This is a genomic window from Streptomyces sp. SID13726, assembly GCF_010548375.1.
Classification (GTDB): domain Bacteria; phylum Actinomycetota; class Actinomycetes; order Streptomycetales; family Streptomycetaceae; genus Streptomyces.
This window is the reverse complement of sequence record NZ_JAAGLY010000008.1, coordinates 334,241-350,725: the sequence shown is the minus strand read 5'-3', so window position 1 is coordinate 350,725 and position 16,485 is coordinate 334,241. Positions and strand designations below refer to the sequence as shown.

At 69.9% G+C, this 16,485-nt stretch carries 11 protein-coding genes; 3 read left to right on the top strand and 8 right to left on the bottom strand.

The annotated features are described in order from the left end of the window. Positions 1-14: 14 nt before the first annotated feature. Positions 15-1,886: a TIR domain-containing protein gene (locus G3I78_RS23760; protein ID WP_164427775.1), complete on the bottom strand. Its 1,872-nt coding sequence runs from the start codon at positions 1,884-1,886 to the stop codon at positions 15-17. A 329-nt stretch (positions 1,887-2,215) separates the two neighbouring features. On the opposite strand from G3I78_RS23760, the gene G3I78_RS23755 reads away from it, so the two are divergent. Continuing rightward, positions 2,216-2,584: a hypothetical protein gene (locus G3I78_RS23755; protein WP_164427773.1), complete on the top strand. Its 369-nt coding sequence runs from the start codon at positions 2,216-2,218 to the stop codon at positions 2,582-2,584. 148 nt (positions 2,585-2,732) lie between these two features. Here the strand turns inward: G3I78_RS23755 and G3I78_RS23750 are convergent, their stop codons facing one another. The 6 genes from G3I78_RS23750 to G3I78_RS23725 form a co-directional block, all read right to left on the bottom strand. After that, positions 2,733-3,584 carry a DUF1963 domain-containing protein gene (locus G3I78_RS23750; RefSeq protein ID WP_239157986.1) on the bottom strand — a complete coding sequence of 284 codons (852 nt, stop codon included), beginning with the start codon at positions 3,582-3,584 and terminating at the stop codon, positions 2,733-2,735. A 234-nt stretch (positions 3,585-3,818) separates the two neighbouring features. Continuing rightward, positions 3,819-4,208: a D-ribose pyranase gene (rbsD, locus tag G3I78_RS23745; protein WP_164427769.1), complete on the bottom strand. Its 390-nt coding sequence runs from the start codon at positions 4,206-4,208 to the stop codon at positions 3,819-3,821. Next, on the bottom strand, positions 4,205-5,110 hold the full coding sequence (locus tag G3I78_RS23740; RefSeq protein ID WP_164427767.1) for a ribokinase: 906 nt from the start codon (positions 5,108-5,110) through the stop codon (positions 4,205-4,207). The genes rbsD and G3I78_RS23740 overlap by 4 nt, the downstream gene beginning before the upstream one ends. Positions 5,111-5,176: 66 nt before the next feature. Further along, positions 5,177-7,114 carry a substrate-binding domain-containing protein gene (locus tag G3I78_RS23735; protein WP_164427765.1) on the bottom strand — a complete coding sequence of 646 codons (1,938 nt, stop codon included), beginning with the start codon at positions 7,112-7,114 and terminating at the stop codon, positions 5,177-5,179. After that, on the bottom strand, positions 7,104-8,630 hold the full coding sequence (locus G3I78_RS23730; protein WP_164427763.1) for a sugar ABC transporter ATP-binding protein: 1,527 nt from the start codon (positions 8,628-8,630) through the stop codon (positions 7,104-7,106). The genes G3I78_RS23735 and G3I78_RS23730 overlap by 11 nt, the downstream gene beginning before the upstream one ends. Then, a complete protein-coding gene (locus G3I78_RS23725) occupies positions 8,627-9,691 on the bottom strand; it encodes a LacI family DNA-binding transcriptional regulator (protein WP_164427761.1) in 1,065 nt (354 codons plus the stop codon). Before G3I78_RS23725 ends, G3I78_RS23730 begins: the two co-directional genes overlap by 4 nt. A 128-nt stretch (positions 9,692-9,819) precedes the next feature. Here G3I78_RS23725 and G3I78_RS23720 point away from each other — a divergent pair, with 128 nt between their 5' ends. Both G3I78_RS23720 and G3I78_RS23715 read left to right on the top strand, forming a co-directional pair. Further along, positions 9,820-12,069 (top strand): ATP-dependent RecD-like DNA helicase, encoded by a 2,250-nt coding sequence (locus G3I78_RS23720; protein ID WP_164427759.1) that lies wholly within the window; start codon positions 9,820-9,822, stop codon positions 12,067-12,069. A 231-nt stretch (positions 12,070-12,300) separates the two neighbouring features. Beyond that, positions 12,301-13,590, top strand: coding sequence for a citrate synthase (locus G3I78_RS23715; protein WP_164427757.1), 1,290 nt, complete (start codon positions 12,301-12,303; stop codon positions 13,588-13,590). Positions 13,591-14,245: 655 nt separating this feature from the next. On the opposite strand, the gene G3I78_RS23710 is transcribed toward G3I78_RS23715, so the two are convergent. Further along, positions 14,246-16,447: a heavy metal translocating P-type ATPase gene (locus tag G3I78_RS23710; RefSeq protein ID WP_164427755.1), complete on the bottom strand. Its 2,202-nt coding sequence runs from the start codon at positions 16,445-16,447 to the stop codon at positions 14,246-14,248. Positions 16,448-16,485: the final 38 nt, after the last annotated feature.

Below are 16,485 nucleotides of genomic sequence, written 5' to 3'. Positions count from 1 at the left end.
CGGGTGGGAGCGGTTCAGTAGTCCACGCCCTCCGCGTAGACGTCTGTCCACGCCTGTGCGATGGCCGCGGCCCGCGGGTGCCGGGACGCCGAGAGGGTCTGGAGGATGTCGTCCGTGACCAGGCGGAGGTACTGAGGGGAGTCGCTCGCCAAGTCGGTGCGCAGCTGCCGCAGTTCGGGGTCCCCGGGTGGTTCCTGGTCGAGCGACAGCAGAGCGAGGGCCGACAGGGCGCGTTCCTGGGCGGCCCCTGCCTGGGCGTAGGCCCGTCGCAGGACGATCTGGGCCCCGGCCCCCTCGACACGGGCGAGCGCGAGCGCACACTGGCCCCGGACCTGCCACTCGGTGCTGTTCAGCCCTCGGTGGAGTTCGTCCGCGAACCGATCGTCCCGCCGCACCCCGATGGCCCGGTACACGAAGCAGACCTCCTGTGGAGGACGGGCGAGGAGGCCGGCCACGCATCGGGCGAAGCGGTCGTCGTCAGGGGCGTCCTGGACACAGCGGACGAGTGCCGCGCGGACCGTCCCCGCGCGTCGGTCGTCGTCTCCCACCGCGCTCAGCAGTTCGTTCAGGACCGTGACCGCGTCGGCTCCCGCAATGTTGGCGAGGGCGTAGGCGGCCTCCGACACGACAGTCTCGCTCTCGTCCGGGTCCCTGACGAGGTCGGTGAGACGGGGCAGGCTCCGGTGCAGCCTCATCTGTCCGAGGGACCAGGCGGCCAGGGCTCGTCGTGTCTCGTCGTCCGACACCAGCCATGACGTGATCAGGTAATCGGCGTGCCGGGGTTGGCACTTGGCCAGAACCGGCCGCAAGGAGTCGTGGACGATGCCTCGGCCTCGGCTTGTCTCGCTCACCGCGCTGAGGAGGCGCTCCACGTCCGAGAACGCGACGGGCAGGCTCCAGGATTCCATGAACTGATGGGACGTCTCCTGGAAGACCAGCATCCTGGCGCATGCGGCCACCGCGTAGGACGCGAACTTCCCGAAGCGGTAGTCGTCGCTCGGCTCCAGCAGATCGACGATCGAGTGCGCCCATGTCTCGTCCGCCATGTATCCGAGGGATTCGATGGACAGCCGTACGACGTCTGGTTCCCAGTCGTGGAGGTGCCGTGCCAGCGTTCCGGCGCCGAACGAACGATGCCGCGCGGAGAAGCACTGGGTGAGCGGGGCGGCGACATGCCACGCCCGGTGTGCGTCGAGAACGCGCTCGACCATCAACGGGGCCGACTGTTCGGGAAAACGGCTCAGTAGCGTCCGGACGGCGAAGGCGACGACGGTGCCGATCTCGGAGCGCCCGGCCACCCTGGCGAAGTGGGCGATGACGTCGGCGACGACCATGGGCCCTGTCCCCGAGAGCCGTGCCGCTGCCGAGACGCTCACCACGGGGTCCCGGTGGAACAGGTCGCCCACCAGCTCCGCGCGGGACCTCGCGGGCGGGGGAGCGGAGACGGCCGAAGGCGCGGGAGCGATGTGCGGCCCGGCGGCGAGCCTGCGGTGCAGGTCCAGCAGTCGGTCCGCGACCTCGCTGAGGGAGCATCTCTCGGAGACCACCAGACCATGCTTGAGACGCAGCCCGTAAGGAACGTTGTCCGACGGCGGTTCCAGGTACACCGGCACCACTCGATGCCCGGTCCCCACCTCGCGGGCCAACTGGATCGCGGCCGCGATCTCCTCGCGCTGGTAGAACGCGGTGTCAACCCCGGCTGACACCAGGACCACCGTGACGCGTGACAAACGCTGTGCCCTGGGGAGTTCCAGGCTCCAGTCGTCCCCGGGCAGCAGACTCCTGCTGTCGAGGAAGACCCGGGTCTCGGCCGACAACTGCTCGTAGAGCCGCTCGGCCACAGAACTGTCCGGCCCCGCGTGCGCGAGGAAGAAGTCGTACGACAACACACCGCACCTCCGGCCACGCCGAGTGGCCTCAAGTATTTGCCCGGTCGGTTCACGCGGGCAAGGGAAGTGTCTGCGGCCACGTCAGCCCCGGCATTGTGAAGGTTTCCTTTACACAGCTCTCTTCTATAAATGCAGATCACGGCGTGTGTGTTCGCGGAGATTCCTGTTGTTTCGCTGAGAATTCACGTTTCTTGAGGTCAGCGGGGTCCGTGTCTTGCCTGGTCATGTCTGTACGATCAGGTCCGCCGCAGGGTCGGAGGGAGATTCCGGAATTTCCCTCCGACCCTGCGGCGGAAAAGAAACGGTAAAAAAACAAGGAGTTCTCTGTGAACGTGCGAATTGCCGCCGTCTCCGTAGTGTCCGCCGCTCTCGTCGCGACCGGCGCCGGTGCCGCCGTCGCCGCCCCGCAGGCCGCCCCGGCGCCCAAGGCGGCGATCACCCTCAAGGCGAGCGCCCCCGTCGTCAAGCTCGGCGACCCCGTCACCTTCACCGGCAGGACCGCCGGCATCAAGGACGGCAGCAAGGTCGTCATCCAGGTGAAGGAGGGCGCGAAGTGGGTCACGCTGCCCGCCTCCGCCAAGGTCGCCAAGGGTGCCTTCAAGGTCGCCGAGAAGCTGGAGAAGAAGGGCGTCGAGGTGCTGCGCGCCAAGGACGGCAACACCGTGTCCAAGGCGGTCTCCGTCACCGTCAAGTGACGCTGACGCCCGCCGGCTGACAGCCGTGTGAGACAGCCCCACCCCGTTGGAGCCGGGGTGGGGCTGTCGCCGTGAATCCTATGGATTCTGTGGGAGCGCTGTCCCCTGGTCCCGGCTGAGATTGTTCTTAATTGCCTGCCGGACCGGGTCAGGGATTCCGGAACACCATGGTGAAGGCGCGGTCGAAGCGCCGGGCGGTCAAGTCGGTGCGCTGGATCGTCCAGTGGACGGTGGCGCCCTCCAGGCCGTCGATCCAGGGGTTCCAGTCGGCGAGCAGCACCCAGTCCGCGGGATCGCCCGACACCGGCTCACCACCGCCCCAACGCCCCGCCGCCGCCTCCTTGGCCGCGCACCACGCGGCATACGCGACCGGGTCCGTGTCGACGGCCTCCTGATCGGCGTACCCGCCGAGCTGGAGCTGCCCGGGGGAGGCGATGTCGTCATGGGCCTCGATCCACACCGCGGCCAGCTCCTCGGAGCGCGGATGCCCGGGAATCGGCACCCAGCGGGGCTCCTCGGACATCTCGACCCAGTGGTGGTACGGCAACGACACGTCGGCCGTCGCCCTCAGGGCCTCCTGCGGAAACTGCGCGAAGACCTCCTGGTACTCCTCGTCGAGGTCGAACCAGTGCCACCCCTCCTTGTCCCGCTCCTCCACGGCGGTCCCCGCGGGGACGTACACCACGTTCCCCATGTCGTGCTCGTCGCCGAAGTTCTCCGGATAGGCGAACAGCAGCAACTGCCCCTCGGACGGCAGCGGAAGATCCGTCGCCCCGGCGGGCAGCGCCGCGAGATCGATGGCGGCGACGAAGGGATGGAAGGGATGCGCCATCCCCACAGGCAGCATCAACGGCCCCCCGAACCGCCCCACGACCTCCCCGTCCCCACCCTCCGCCAACGTCACGCACGGCCGCACGGTGTCCATCCACCGCTCCACGTCCCCGACGGCAATCCCCCGCGCGAGCGCCTTGTCCCGGAAGGGACGTAACTTGTTCCGCATCTCCTCAGGAGTCATGGGGGAACAGTAGGGGCGGGCACTGACAAAAAAATCCGGGGAACCGTACAACCCTCCCCCCACCCCACCGGTCGTACTCGGTGTCAGGACTCTTGGAGGGGGATCTGGGGGGATCGCGAGGGGTCCTGGCGTGGAGGGGAAAACCCGAGGGGCTCGGTCGACGGACCGGGCCCCTCGAAACATGCCGGAAGAATCAGCGAAGCATCAGGGCCGGAAGAATCAGAAGAAGACCCCGCAGCGCAGCAGGACGTTCGCGTACGGCCGTGCCTCGCCGGTGCGGACGACGAGCCGTGCCCCCGCCGACAGCTCCTTGAGCTTCTCGTGGGAGACGAGGTGCAGTCCGGGGAAGCGGGCGTCCAGGAGGGCGGTGGCCGCCGGGTTGGCGTCGCGGACCTCCGCCGCCGCCGTGGCCCCCTCGACGACCAGCTCGTCGAGGAGCCCGTCCAGGACCTCCGCGAAGGACGGCACCCCGGCCCGGAAGGCCAGGTCGACCACGCGCGGCCCGGCCGGGATCGGCATGCCGGCGTCGCAGACCAGCACCCCGTCGCCGTGGCCCAACTCGGCTATCGCGCCCGAGAGATGACGGTTCAGTATTCCGGACCTCTTCACGGCGCCGAGACCTCCTCCGCGGTCGGGAAGGAGTCCTGCGCGCCCTCCCGGGTCACCGCGACCGCCCCGACCCGGGACGCGTACGAAGCCGCGTCGGCCAAGGACGCCCCGGCCCCCAGCCGGAACGCCAGCGCCGCCGTGAAGGCGTCCCCGGCCCCCGTCGTGTCCACGGCGTCCACCTTCACCGAGGCCACCCGGGTCACGTCCCCGGACGAGGAGGCCACCAGCGACCCCTCGGCACCCAGCGTCACCACCACCGACCTCGGCCCCTTCGCGAGCAGCAGCCGCGCCCAGTCCTCCGGCGCGTCGCTCACACAGGCGTCCCCGAGGATCACCTTCGCCTCGTGCTCGTTGACGATCAGCGGGTCGCAGGCGGCCAGCACCTCGGTGGGCAACGGCTGCGGCGGCGAGGGATTCAGCACGAACCGGCTCCCGGGAGCGAGATTCCGTACGACCTCCACGACCGTCTCCAGCGGGATCTCCAGCTGCGCCGAGACCACCCGGGAGGCGTGGAAGAGGCTGACCGCGGCCCGTACGTCACCCGGGGTGAGCCGCCCGTTGGCGCCCGGCGACACCACGATGCTGTTGTCCCCCGACGGGTCCACGGTGATCAGCGCGACCCCCGTCGGCGCCCCGCCCACCAGCACCCCCACCGTGTCCACCCCGGCCGCCCGCTGCGACTCCAGCAGCAGCCTGCCGTGGCCGTCGTCGCCGACGCGCGCCAGCAACGCCGTACGGGCGCCCAACCGGGCCGCCGCGACAGCCTGGTTGGCGCCCTTGCCGCCGGGGTGCACGGCCAGGTCCGAGCCGAGCACGGTCTCGCCGGCGCCCGGCCGCCGTTCCACACCGATCACCAGGTCGGCGTTGGCCGACCCTACGACCAGCAGGTCGTAGTCGTACATGAAGTGACTCCCCTAGTCAGTGACTCGGGGCGGGCAGTCGGTCAACTGCCCGCCCGTGTGCCGTCGTCAGCCCGTGAAACCGGCCACGTTCTCCTTCGTGACCACCTTCACCGGCACCTTCACGGTCTCCTCGACCTTCTTGCCCTCAAGGGCCTTCAGCGCGTTGTCCACCGCGATTTTGCCCAGCTGCGAGGGCTGCTGCGCGACCGACGCGTACAGCGTGCCGTCCTTCACCGCGGTCAGCCCGTCCGGCGTGCCGTCGAAGCCGACCACCGAGACCGACTTCCCGGCCTTGGAGCCCAGCGCCTTGATCGCGCCGAGCGCCATCTCGTCGTTGGCGGCGATGACGCCCTGGACGTCCGGGTGGGCCTGGAGCAGGTTCGACATCACGTCGAGGCCCTTGGTGCGGTCGAAGTCGGCGGGCTGCTGGGCGACCACCTGGATGCCCGGGTAGGCCTTGAGGCCCTGCGCGAATCCCTGTGCGCGTTCCCGCGCCGCCGAAGTGCCCGCCTGGCCCTGGAGGATGACGATCTTGCCCTTGCCGCCGAGCTTCTCGCCGATGCTCTTGGCGGCGAGTTCACCGCCGGCCACGTTGTCGGAGGCCACGAGGGCGTCCACGGACGCCTTGTTGACGCCCCGGTCCACCGCGATGACGGGGATCTTCGCCTTGTCGGCCGCCTTCACGGAGTTGCTCGCCGCGTCCGAGTCCACCGGGTTGACGATGATCGCGCCGAGGTTCGAACTGGTGAAGTTCTGGAGCTGGTTGGCCTGCTGCGAGGCGTCGTTCTGGGCGTCGGTGACGGTCAGGTCCACGCCCAGCTTCTTCGCCTCGGCCTGGGCACCGGCCCGGATCTGCACGAAGAAGGGGTTGTTGAGGGTGGAGAGCGACAGGCCCACCTTCGGGTTCGCCGACGAGGACGAGCCGTTGTGCAGGAACGAGGTCGCGCCGACGATCGCCACGGTCACCACGGCCGCGAGCCCGTACGTCGCCGCCTGCCGCCCCTTGCCGCCCTGCGAGGCCCCGCTCACCGGGGTCGCCCCGGCCTTGCGGCGCAGGGTGTCGAGCAGCACCGCGAGCGCGATGACGACACCGATGACGACCTGCTGCCAGAACGCGGACACGTTCAGCAGGTTGAGGCCGTTCCTGAGCACCGCGAGGATCAGCGCGCCGATCAGCGTCCCGGACGCCTTGCCGGTGCCGCCCGCGAGCGAGGCACCGCCGATCACGACCGCCGCGATGGCGTCCAGCTCGTAGCCGTCGGCGGCCTGCGGCTGCGCCGAGGAGAGCCGGGCGGCGAGCACCACACCCGCGACGGCGGCGAAGACACCGGACATCGCGTAGATGGCGAGCTTCTGCTTCTTCACCCGGAGGCCGGAGAGCCGGGCCGCCTCCTCGTTGCCGCCGATCGCGTACATGGAGCGGCCGATGTACGTCCGTCCCAGCACGAAGGCCGCGAGGAGCCCCATGACGACCATGACGAGCACGGGCACCGGCAGCCAGCCGCCGAGCGTGTCACCGAGGTGCGAGACCGAGTCGGGGAAGGCGATCGGGGAGCCCTCGGAGATCACCAGCGACAGACCGCGGGCCACCGAGAGCATCGCCAGCGTGGCGATGAACGGCGGGAGTTTGCCGTACGCGATCAGGAAGCCGTTGACGAGTCCGGCCGCGATGCCGGTGACGACGGCGAGGACGACCGCTATGAAGACCGGCACCCCGTGCTGTGTCGCGCTCCAGGCGAGCACGGTGGCCGACAGGGCCGCCACCGAGCCGACCGACAGGTCGATGCCCGCCGAGACGATCACGAAGGTCACGCCGAAGGCGAGGATCGCGGTCACGGCGGCCTGGACGCCGACGTTGAGCAGGTTGTCGGTGGTCAGGAAGTCGCCGGACAGCGCCGACATGGCGACGACGAGGACGATCAGCGCGGTCAGCGCGCCGTTGTCGAGCAGGAGACGGCGCAGACCACCCGCGCTCGCCCCGCCCTTGAGCGTGTCAGTGGCCACGGGGGGCCTCCTTCTCGGTCTTGACGGTGTTCGTGCTGACGGCGAGTGCCATCACGGAGTCCTGCGTGGCCTCGTCGGCGTCGAGTTCGCCGGCGATCCGGCCCTGGGCCATCACCAGGACCCGGTCGCTCATGCCGAGCACCTCGGGCAGATCGCTGGAGATCATGAGGACGGCGGCGCCCGCCGCGGTGAGTTCGTTGATGAGCTGGTAGATCTCGACCTTGGCGCCGACGTCGATCCCGCGCGTGGGCTCGTCGAGGATCAGCACCTTGGTGTCGGCGAGCAGCCACTTGCCGATGACGACCTTCTGCTGGTTGCCGCCGGACAACGTACGGACGTGCTGCTGGAGTCCGGCCATCCGCACACCCAGCTGCCGCGCGATCCGCTCGGCCGCCTCCCGCTGCCCCTTGAGGTCGACGAGCCCCGCGCGCGTGGCGGACCGCATGGTCACCAGGCCCAGGTTCTCCTCGACCGACTGGTCGAGCACCAGGCCCTGCCCCTTGCGGTCCTCGGGGATCAGCCCGATCCCGGCCGCCATGGCCGCGCCCACGTCATGCCCCTTCAGGGCGGCCCCGGAGACCTTCACGGCCCCCTTGTCGTACGGGTCCGCCCCGAACACGGCCCGCACCACCTCGGTACGACCGGCCCCGACCAGCCCGGCGATGCCGACCACTTCTCCGGCGTGCACCTCGAAGCTGATGTCGTGGAAGACGCCGTCGCGCGTGAGGCCCTCGACCTTGAGCAGGGCCGCCCCGGTGTCGCCGCGCTCCCTCGGGTACTGCTGCTCGATCGACCGCCCCACCATCAGGCGTACGAGTTCGTCCTCGGGCGTGCTGGCCGGGACCTGTCCGACGGACCTGCCGTCGCGGATCACCGTGACCCGGTCGCCCAGGGCCGCGATCTCCTCCAGGTGGTGCGTGATGAAGACGATCCCCACGCCTTCCTCGCGCAGGGTGCGCACGATGGCGAAGAGCTTGTCGACCTCCTCGGAGGTGAGCACGGCGGTCGGCTCGTCCATGATCAGCACGCGCGCGTCCAGGCTGAGCGCCTTGGCGATCTCGACCATCTGGAGCCGGGCGATGCCGAGTTCCCGCACACGCGCGCGTGGCGACACGTTCACGCCGACGCGCTTGAGCAGCACCTCGGCGTCGGCCTCCATGGTCTTCCGGTCGATCATCCCGAGGCGGCGCGGCTGGCGGCCCAGGAAGATGTTCTCGGCGACCGTCAGGTCGGGGACGAGGTTGAACTCCTGGTAGATGGTGGCGATGCCCAGCCGCTCGGCGTCCTGCGCCCCGCGGATGTGCACCTCCTCGCCGTCCACCAGGACCCGGCCCTCGTCGGGGTGGTAGGCGCCCGACAGCATCTTGATCAGCGTGCTCTTGCCGGCGCCGTTCTCGCCGAGCAGCACATGCACCTCGCCCCGGCGCAGATCGAAGTCGACGCCGTCGAGCGCGACCACGCCGGGGAAGGACTTCCGGATGCCCTCGATGCGCAGCAACTCGTCCTCGTTGCTCACGACGTGCTCCTTTGCACAGGGGTGGGGTTCGCAGGGGTGGGGTTCACGGGGGTGGGGTTCTCCGAGGCAGGGCTCTCGCCGCACGACCGCCGTACGACGAGCCGGGCGGGCAGGGTGACCGACTCGGGCGGCCGCCCCTCGATGCGGTCGACGAGCGCGCGCACGGCGGCCCGGCCCAGCTCGCCCGTGGGCTGGGCGATCGCGGTGATCGGCGGATCGGTGTGCACGAACCACGGGATGTCGTCGAACGCGGCGAGCGCGAGGTCCTCGGGTACCCGCAGCCCACGCGCGCGTACGGCGTCCAGGGCGCCGAGCGCCATCAGGTTGTCCGCCGCGAAGACGACCTCGGGCGGCTCGGGCAGGTCGAGGAAGCCCTCGGTGACCCGCCGTCCGCTCTCGGCCTGGAAGTCGCCCTGCCCTATGTAGGCGTCGGGCAGTTCGAGGCCGAACTGCCCGAGGGCGTCCCGGAAGGAGGCCACGCGCTCCTGGCCGGTCGTGGTGGCGGCGGGCCCGGCGATGATCGCGAGCCTGCGGTGCCCGAGCCCGTGCAGATGGGCCACGAGATCCCGTACGGCGGCCCGCCCGTCGGCCCTGACCACCGGCACGGCCACCCCCGGGATCCACCGGTCCACGAACACCATCGGCGTCCCCGCCCGCACGGCGTCCAGCATCAGCGGGGAGCCGCCGTCGGTGGGGGAGACCAGCAGTCCGTCGATCCGGCGGTCCAGCAGGTTCCGTACGTGGTGGTCCTGGAGGTCGGGCCGTTCGTCGGCGTTCCCGATGATCACGCTGTAGCCGAGCGCCCTGGCCTCCTCCTCGACGGAGCGGGCCAGCTCGGTGAAGTACGGGTTCATGACGTCGCTGATGACCAGGCCGAGGGTGTGGGTCTGGTCGGTGCGCAGGGAGCGGGCGACGGCGTTCGGGCGGTAGCCCAGCGTCTCGACGGCGGCCAGCACACGCGTGCGTGCGTCCGCGCTGACCGACGGATGGTCGTTGAGGACCCGCGACACCGTGGCGACGGACACCCCCGCCTCGGCAGCGACGTCCTTGATGCTCGCCATCGCCGCTCCACCTCCTCGTGGAATCGATTACACGACTTCGTGTACCGAGGATTGGAATCGATTACACGGCCAGAGGCAAGACCCTGATACCGGATCGTGATGTCAGACCCCGGGGGTAGCGTCGGATCATGACCGATCAGGCGGGGAACTCCACGGGCGAACGGCGGCTCGCCGTGCTCGAAGGCGTGCTGGAGCGGATCACGTACGCCAACGAGGAGAACGGCTACACGGTCGCCCGGGTCGACACCGGCCGGGGCGCCGGCGACCTGCTCACCGTCGTCGGCGCGCTGCTCGGCGCCCAGGTGGGGGAGTCCCTGCGGATGGAGGGCCGGTGGGGCTCGCATCCGCAGTACGGCAAGCAGTTCACCGTGGAGAACTACACGACCGTGCTCCCGGCCACCGTCCAGGGCATCCGGCGCTATCTCGGCTCGGGCCTGGTCAAGGGCATCGGCCCGGTCTTCGCCGACCGCATCACCCAGCACTTCGGCATCGACACCCTGACGATCATCGAGGAGGAGCCGAAGCGGCTCATCGAGGTCCCGGGGCTCGGGCCCAAGCGGACCAAGAAGATCGCCGACGCCTGGGAGGAGCAGAAGGCGATCAAGGAGGTCATGCTCTTCCTCCAGACCGTCGAGGTGTCCACGTCGATCGCCGTGCGCATCTACAAGAAGTACGGCGACGCCTCGATCTCGGTCGTCAAGAACCAGCCCTACCGGCTCGCCGCCGACGTCTGGGGCATCGGCTTCCTCACCGCCGACAAGATCGCCCAGTCCGTCGGCATCCCGCACGACAGCCCGGAGCGCGTGAAGGCCGGCCTCCAGTACGCCCTCTCGCAGTCCACCGACCAGGGCCACTGCTATCTCCCCGAGGAACAGCTGATCGCCGACGCGGTGAAGCTCCTCCAGGTCGACACCGGCCTGGTCATCGAGTGCCTCGCCGAACTCGCCCTGCCGGACGAGGAGTCGGGCGAGCCCGGGGTCGTACGCGAGAAGCTCCCCGGCCCCGACGGCCACGAGGTCACCGCCGTCTACCTCGTCCCCTTCCACCGCGCCGAACTCTCCCTCTCCGCCCAGCTGATGCGCCTCCTGCGCACCGACCAGGACCGGATGCCGGGCTTCCGGGACGTGGCCTGGGACAAGGCGCTCGGCTGGCTCAAGTCCCGTACGGGCGTGGAGCTGGCCCCCGAGCAGGAGGCCGCCGTCCGGCTCGCGCTGACCAAGAAGGTTGCCGTCCTCACCGGTGGCCCCGGCTGCGGCAAGTCCTTCACCGTGCGCTCGATCGTGGAGCTGGCCCGCGCCAAGAAGGCGAAGGTCGTCCTCGCGGCCCCGACCGGGCGGGCCGCCAAGCGCCTCGCCGAACTCACCGGCGCCGACGCCTCCACCGTCCACCGCCTCCTGGAGCTCAAGCCCGGCGGCGACGCGGCCTACGACAAGGACCGCCCGCTCGACGCCGACCTGGTGGTCGTCGACGAGGCGTCCATGCTGGACCTGCTGCTCGCCAACAAGCTGGTCAAGGCGGTGCCGCCGGGCGCCCACCTGCTGTTCGTCGGGGACGTCGACCAGCTGCCCAGCGTCGGCGCGGGGGAGGTGCTCAGGGATCTGCTCGCCGAAGGGGGACCCGTCCCCGCCGTCCGCCTCACGCGCGTGTTCCGGCAGGCCCAGCAGTCCGGTGTCGTCACCAACGCGCACCGCATCAACGCCGGGCAGCACCCCGTCACCGACGGCATGAAGGACTTCTTCCTCTTCGTCGAGGACGACACCGAGGAGGTCGGCCGGCTCACCGTGGACGTGGCGGCCCGTCGGATTCCGGCCAAGTTCGGGCTCGACCCGCGCCGGGACGTCCAGGTGCTCGCGCCCATGCACCGGGGCCCCGCGGGCGCCGGCACGCTCAACGGCCTGCTCCAGCAGGCCATCACCCCGGGCCGCCCCGACCTCGCCGAGAAGCGGTTCGGCGGCCGGGTCTTCCGGGTCGGCGACAAGGTCACCCAGATCCGCAACAACTACGAGAAGGGCGCCAACGGCGTCTTCAACGGCACCGTGGGCGTGGTCACCTCGCTCGATCCGGTCGACCAGCGCCTCACGGTGCTGACGGACGAGGACGAGGAGGTCCCGTACGAATTCGACGAGCTGGACGAGCTGGCACACGCGTACGCGGTGACCATCCACCGTTCACAGGGGAGTGAATATCCCGCCGTCGTGATCCCCGTCACCACCAGCGCATGGATGATGCTTCAGCGGAATCTGCTCTATACGGCGGTCACCCGGGCCAAGAAGCTGGTCGTCCTCGTCGGTTCGCGCAAGGCGATCGGCCAGGCGGTGCGCACGGTGTCCGCCGGACGGCGTTGCACGGCACTGGACTTCCGGCTCTCGGGGCCGTGAGGCGCGTCAACCGTGAGGCTTCACAAAAAATGATCGATCAAATGAGTCATGTGGGTCACAGAGGCCTTCCGGAAGGGGGTGGGGGAGGGCAGGATGAGCTAGTTGGCGGCACTCAGTGCCGCCGATACGCCCAACGGCCGACCCCGAGTGCACTCTCCTGCGCCAAATGGGGGATGGTAGAGACAGTCAGGGCAACCTCGAAGAAGAGGCACAACGTCGGTGAGGGATGACGTGAGCGACAACTCTGTAGTAGTGCGGTACGGCGATGGCGAGTACACCTACCCGGTGATCGACAGCACCGTCGGCGACAAGGGCTTCGACATCGGGAAGCTCCGCGCCCAGACCGGTCTGGTCACCCTGGACAGCGGCTACGGCAACACCGCGGCCTATAAATCCGCCATCACCTATCTCGACGGCGAGGCCGGCATTCTCCGGTACCGCGGCTACCCGATCGAGCAGCTGGCGGAGCGCTCCACTTTCCTGGAGGTCGCCTACCTGCTGATCAACGGCGAGCTCCCGACCGTCGACGAGCTGGCCACCTTCAAGAACGAAATCACGCAGCACACCCTGCTGCACGAGGACGTCAAGAACTTCTACCGTGGCTTCCCGCGCGACGCCCACCCGATGGCCATGCTGTCGTCGGTGGTCTCCGCGCTGTCCACGTTCTACCAGGACAGCCACAACCCCTTCGACGAGAAGCAGCGCAACCTCTCGACGATCCGCCTGCTCGCCAAGCTTCCGACGATCGCGGCGTACGCGTACAAGAAGTCGATCGGCCACCCGTTCGTCTACCCGCGCAACGACCTCGGTTACGTCGAGAACTTCCTGCGGATGACCTTCTCGGTCCCGGCCCAGGAGTACGACCTCGACCCGGTCGTCGTCGCCGCCCTCGACAAGCTGCTCATCCTGCACGCCGACCACGAGCAGAACTGTTCGACCTCCACGGTCCGCCTCGTCGGCTCCTCGCAGGCGAACATGTTCGCGTCGATCTCGGCCGGCATCAACGCCCTGTGGGGCCCGCTGCACGGCGGCGCCAACCAGTCCGTCCTGGAGATGCTGGAGGGCATCCAGACCTCCGGCGGTGACGTCGACTCCTTCATCCGTAAGGTGAAGAACAAGGAGGACGGCGTCCGTCTGATGGGCTTCGGCCACCGGGTCTACAAGAACTTCGACCCGCGCGCGAAGATCATCAAGGCCGCGGCGCACGACGTCCTCTCGGCGCTCGGCAAGTCCGACGAACTGCTGGACATCGCGCTCAAGCTGGAGGAGCACGCGCTCTCCGACGACTACTTCGTCTCGCGCAGCCTCTACCCGAACGTCGACTTCTACACCGGCCTGATCTACCGCGCCATGGGCTTCCCGACCGAGATGTTCACGGTCCTGTTCGCCCTCGGCCGCCTCCCGGGCTGGATCGCCCAGTGGCACGAGATGATCAAGGAGCCGGGCTCCCGCATCGGCCGCCCGCGCCAGATCTACACGGGCGTGGTGGAGCGGGACTTCGTCCCGGTGGAGCAGCGCTGAGGGAGGGGGCTTCTCGGTGCCGGGTGACTGAGCCGACCCAGGGGCGCGGGGAACTGCGCGACCCGCCCCCACCGGCCCGCACTCGCCGTCAACCGGCAAGCCCCCGAACCCCCGGCTGAATCCGCGAAGCGAAAGGCGCCCTGGCGCCGGTCCCCCCACGGGCCGGCGTCCAGGGCGCCTTCCCATGTCCCGGTGCGGATTCCCCCCACGGGATCCGGCCGGGCGTCTGAGAGACCAGCGCCTGAATCGCTGTCTTTCTTCTGTACTGCTTGTACTGCCGTTGAGCAGAACGAGCAAAAGTCCTCGTACTACTCCTGTGTGCGGTCTGCCGGGACAACGCACGCTCGGGAGGGCCGCTCAAAGCTTCCCGAAGTGCGTGCCCCGGCAACGCATCTCTGAGGAAGTCCCCCAAGACATCCTCAGATGCCAGTCAGCGCCCCCCAAGACGCTTCCTGACATCGCCAACTTAGACCTTCGAACCCCTTCGATGGTTACGTTCACATCACTGTGATCTGCGTCTCTTGCATATGTCCGATAGATACGCAAGAGCCCGGATACAGCGAACGGGACCCAAGCGTAAGGACGATGCGCGAGTCTTGTGAAGAGCTTATGTGAGCGTGGCCCCGGACTCCAGAGGGGTCCGGAAAACGAATCGTCAACGGAAGGTTCGTAGCCGCAGGCTGTTGGTCACCACGAACACCGAGGAGAACGCCATCGCGGCCCCCGCGATCATCGGGTTCAGCAACCCGGCCGCGGCGAGCGGCAGCGCGGCCACGTTGTAGCCGAACGCCCACACGAGGTTTCCCCGGATCGTGGCGAGCGTGCGCCGGGAGAGCCGGATCGCGTCCGCGGCCACCCGCAGATCCCCGCGCACCAGCGTCAGGTCGCCCGCCTCGATCGCCGCGTCGGTCCCGGTCCCCATCGCGAGCCCCAGATCGGCCGCGGCGAGCGCCGCCGCGTCGTTCACGCCGTCGCCGACCATCGCGACGACCCGGCCCTCGCGCTGGAGCCGCCGTACGGCGTCGACCTTCTCCTCGGGCAGCACCTCGGCGATCACCTCGGCCACGCCGACGGCCCGGGCCACGGACTCGGCCACCGCCCGGTTGTCCCCGGTCAGCAGCACCGGCGTCAGTCCCAGCGCCCGCAGCGACCGCACAGCCTCGGCGCTGGTCTCCTTGACCGAGTCCGCGACGGCGAGCACGCCTCGCGCCACCCCGTCCCACCCGACGGCGACAGCCGTACGACCGCCTCGCTCGGCCTCCTGCTTCGCGCGGGCCAGCTCGGCGGGCAGCACCTCGAACAACCGCCCGACGGCCACCTCATGGCCCTCCACGCGCCCGCGTACGCCCTTCCCGGGGACGTTCGCGAACTCCTCGGCCTCCGGCAGCGGCCCGACCCGCTCCTCGGCGCCCAGCGCGACGGCGCGCGCGACGGGGTGCTCGGAGGCGTGCTCCAGGGCGCCCGCGAGCCGCAGCACCTGCTTCTCGTCGGCGCCCTCAACGACGTAGACCTCCTGGAGGGTCATCCGGCCGGTGGTGACCGTGCCGGTCTTGTCCAGGACGACGGTGTCGACGCGCCGCGTGGACTCCAGGACCTCGGGCCCCTTGATGAGGATGCCGAGCTGCGCGCCGCGCCCGGTGCCGACCATGAGCGCGGTCGGTGTGGCCAGCCCCAGCGCGCACGGGCACGCGATGATCAGCACGGCGACGGCCGCGGTGAAGGCGGCGACGGTGTCCCCCGTCGCCCCGAGCCACCCGCCGAAGGTGGCCACGGCGATGGCGATGACCACCGGCACGAAGACCGCGGAGACCCGGTCGGCCAGCCGCTGCACCTCCGCCTTGCCGTTCTGCGCGTCCTCCACCAGCTTCGCCATCCGCGCGAGCCGCGTGTCCGCCCCGACCCGCGTCGCCGCCACGACGATCCGCCCGCCGGCGTTGACGGTCGCCCCGGTGACGGTGTCCCCGACGCCGACGTCCACCGGCACCGACTCGCCGGTCAGCAGGGACGCGTCCACCGCGGAGGCGCCCTCGACGACGGTGCCGTCGGTCGCGATCTTCTCCCCGGGCCGTACGACGAACCGGTCCCCGACCGCCAGCCGGTCGGCCGGAATCCGCACCTCGCGCCCGTCCCGCAGCACGGAGACGTCCTTGGCGCCCAGCTCCATGAGCGCCCGGAGCGCGGCCCCCGCCCGGCGCTTGGCGCGGGCTTCCAGGTACCGGCCGAGCAGGAGGAAGGCGACGACCCCGGCGGCCACTTCGAGGTAGATCGTGGAGGCGCCGTCCATCCCGCCGACGGTGAACTCGAACCGCTCGCGCATGCCCGGCATCCCGGCGTCCCCGAAGAACAGCGCCCACAGCGACCACCCGAAGGCGGCGAGGGTCCCGACGGAGACGAGGGTGTCCATGGTGGCCGCCGCGTGCCTCGCGTTCGTCCAGGCGGCCCGGTGGAACGGCCATCCGCCCCAGACGGCGACGGGCGAGGCGAGCGTGAGCGCGAGCCACTGCCAGTTGTCGAACTGGAGGGCGGGGACCATGGAGAGCAGGACCACGGGGACGGCCAGCAGGGCGGAGACGAGGAGCCGCTGCCGCAGGGAGTCCAGCTCGGGATCTGCCGGTGTCTCCTCCGCGACGGGCGGCGCGGGTTCCTCGGCCGTGTACCCGGTCTTCACGACGGTCGCGATCAGATCGGCGACCTCGACCCCGGCGGGGTAGCTGACCCTGGCCTTCTCGGTCGCGTAGTTGACGGTGGCGCTGACCCCGTCCATCCGATTGAGCTTCTTCTCGACGCGGGCCGCGCAGGAGGCGCAGGTCATCCCGCCGATGACGAGCTCGACTTCGGAAGCTATGAGGGAGGCCATGTGCAAACTCCGGCGAGGTGATCAGGGGCGCGGGGCTG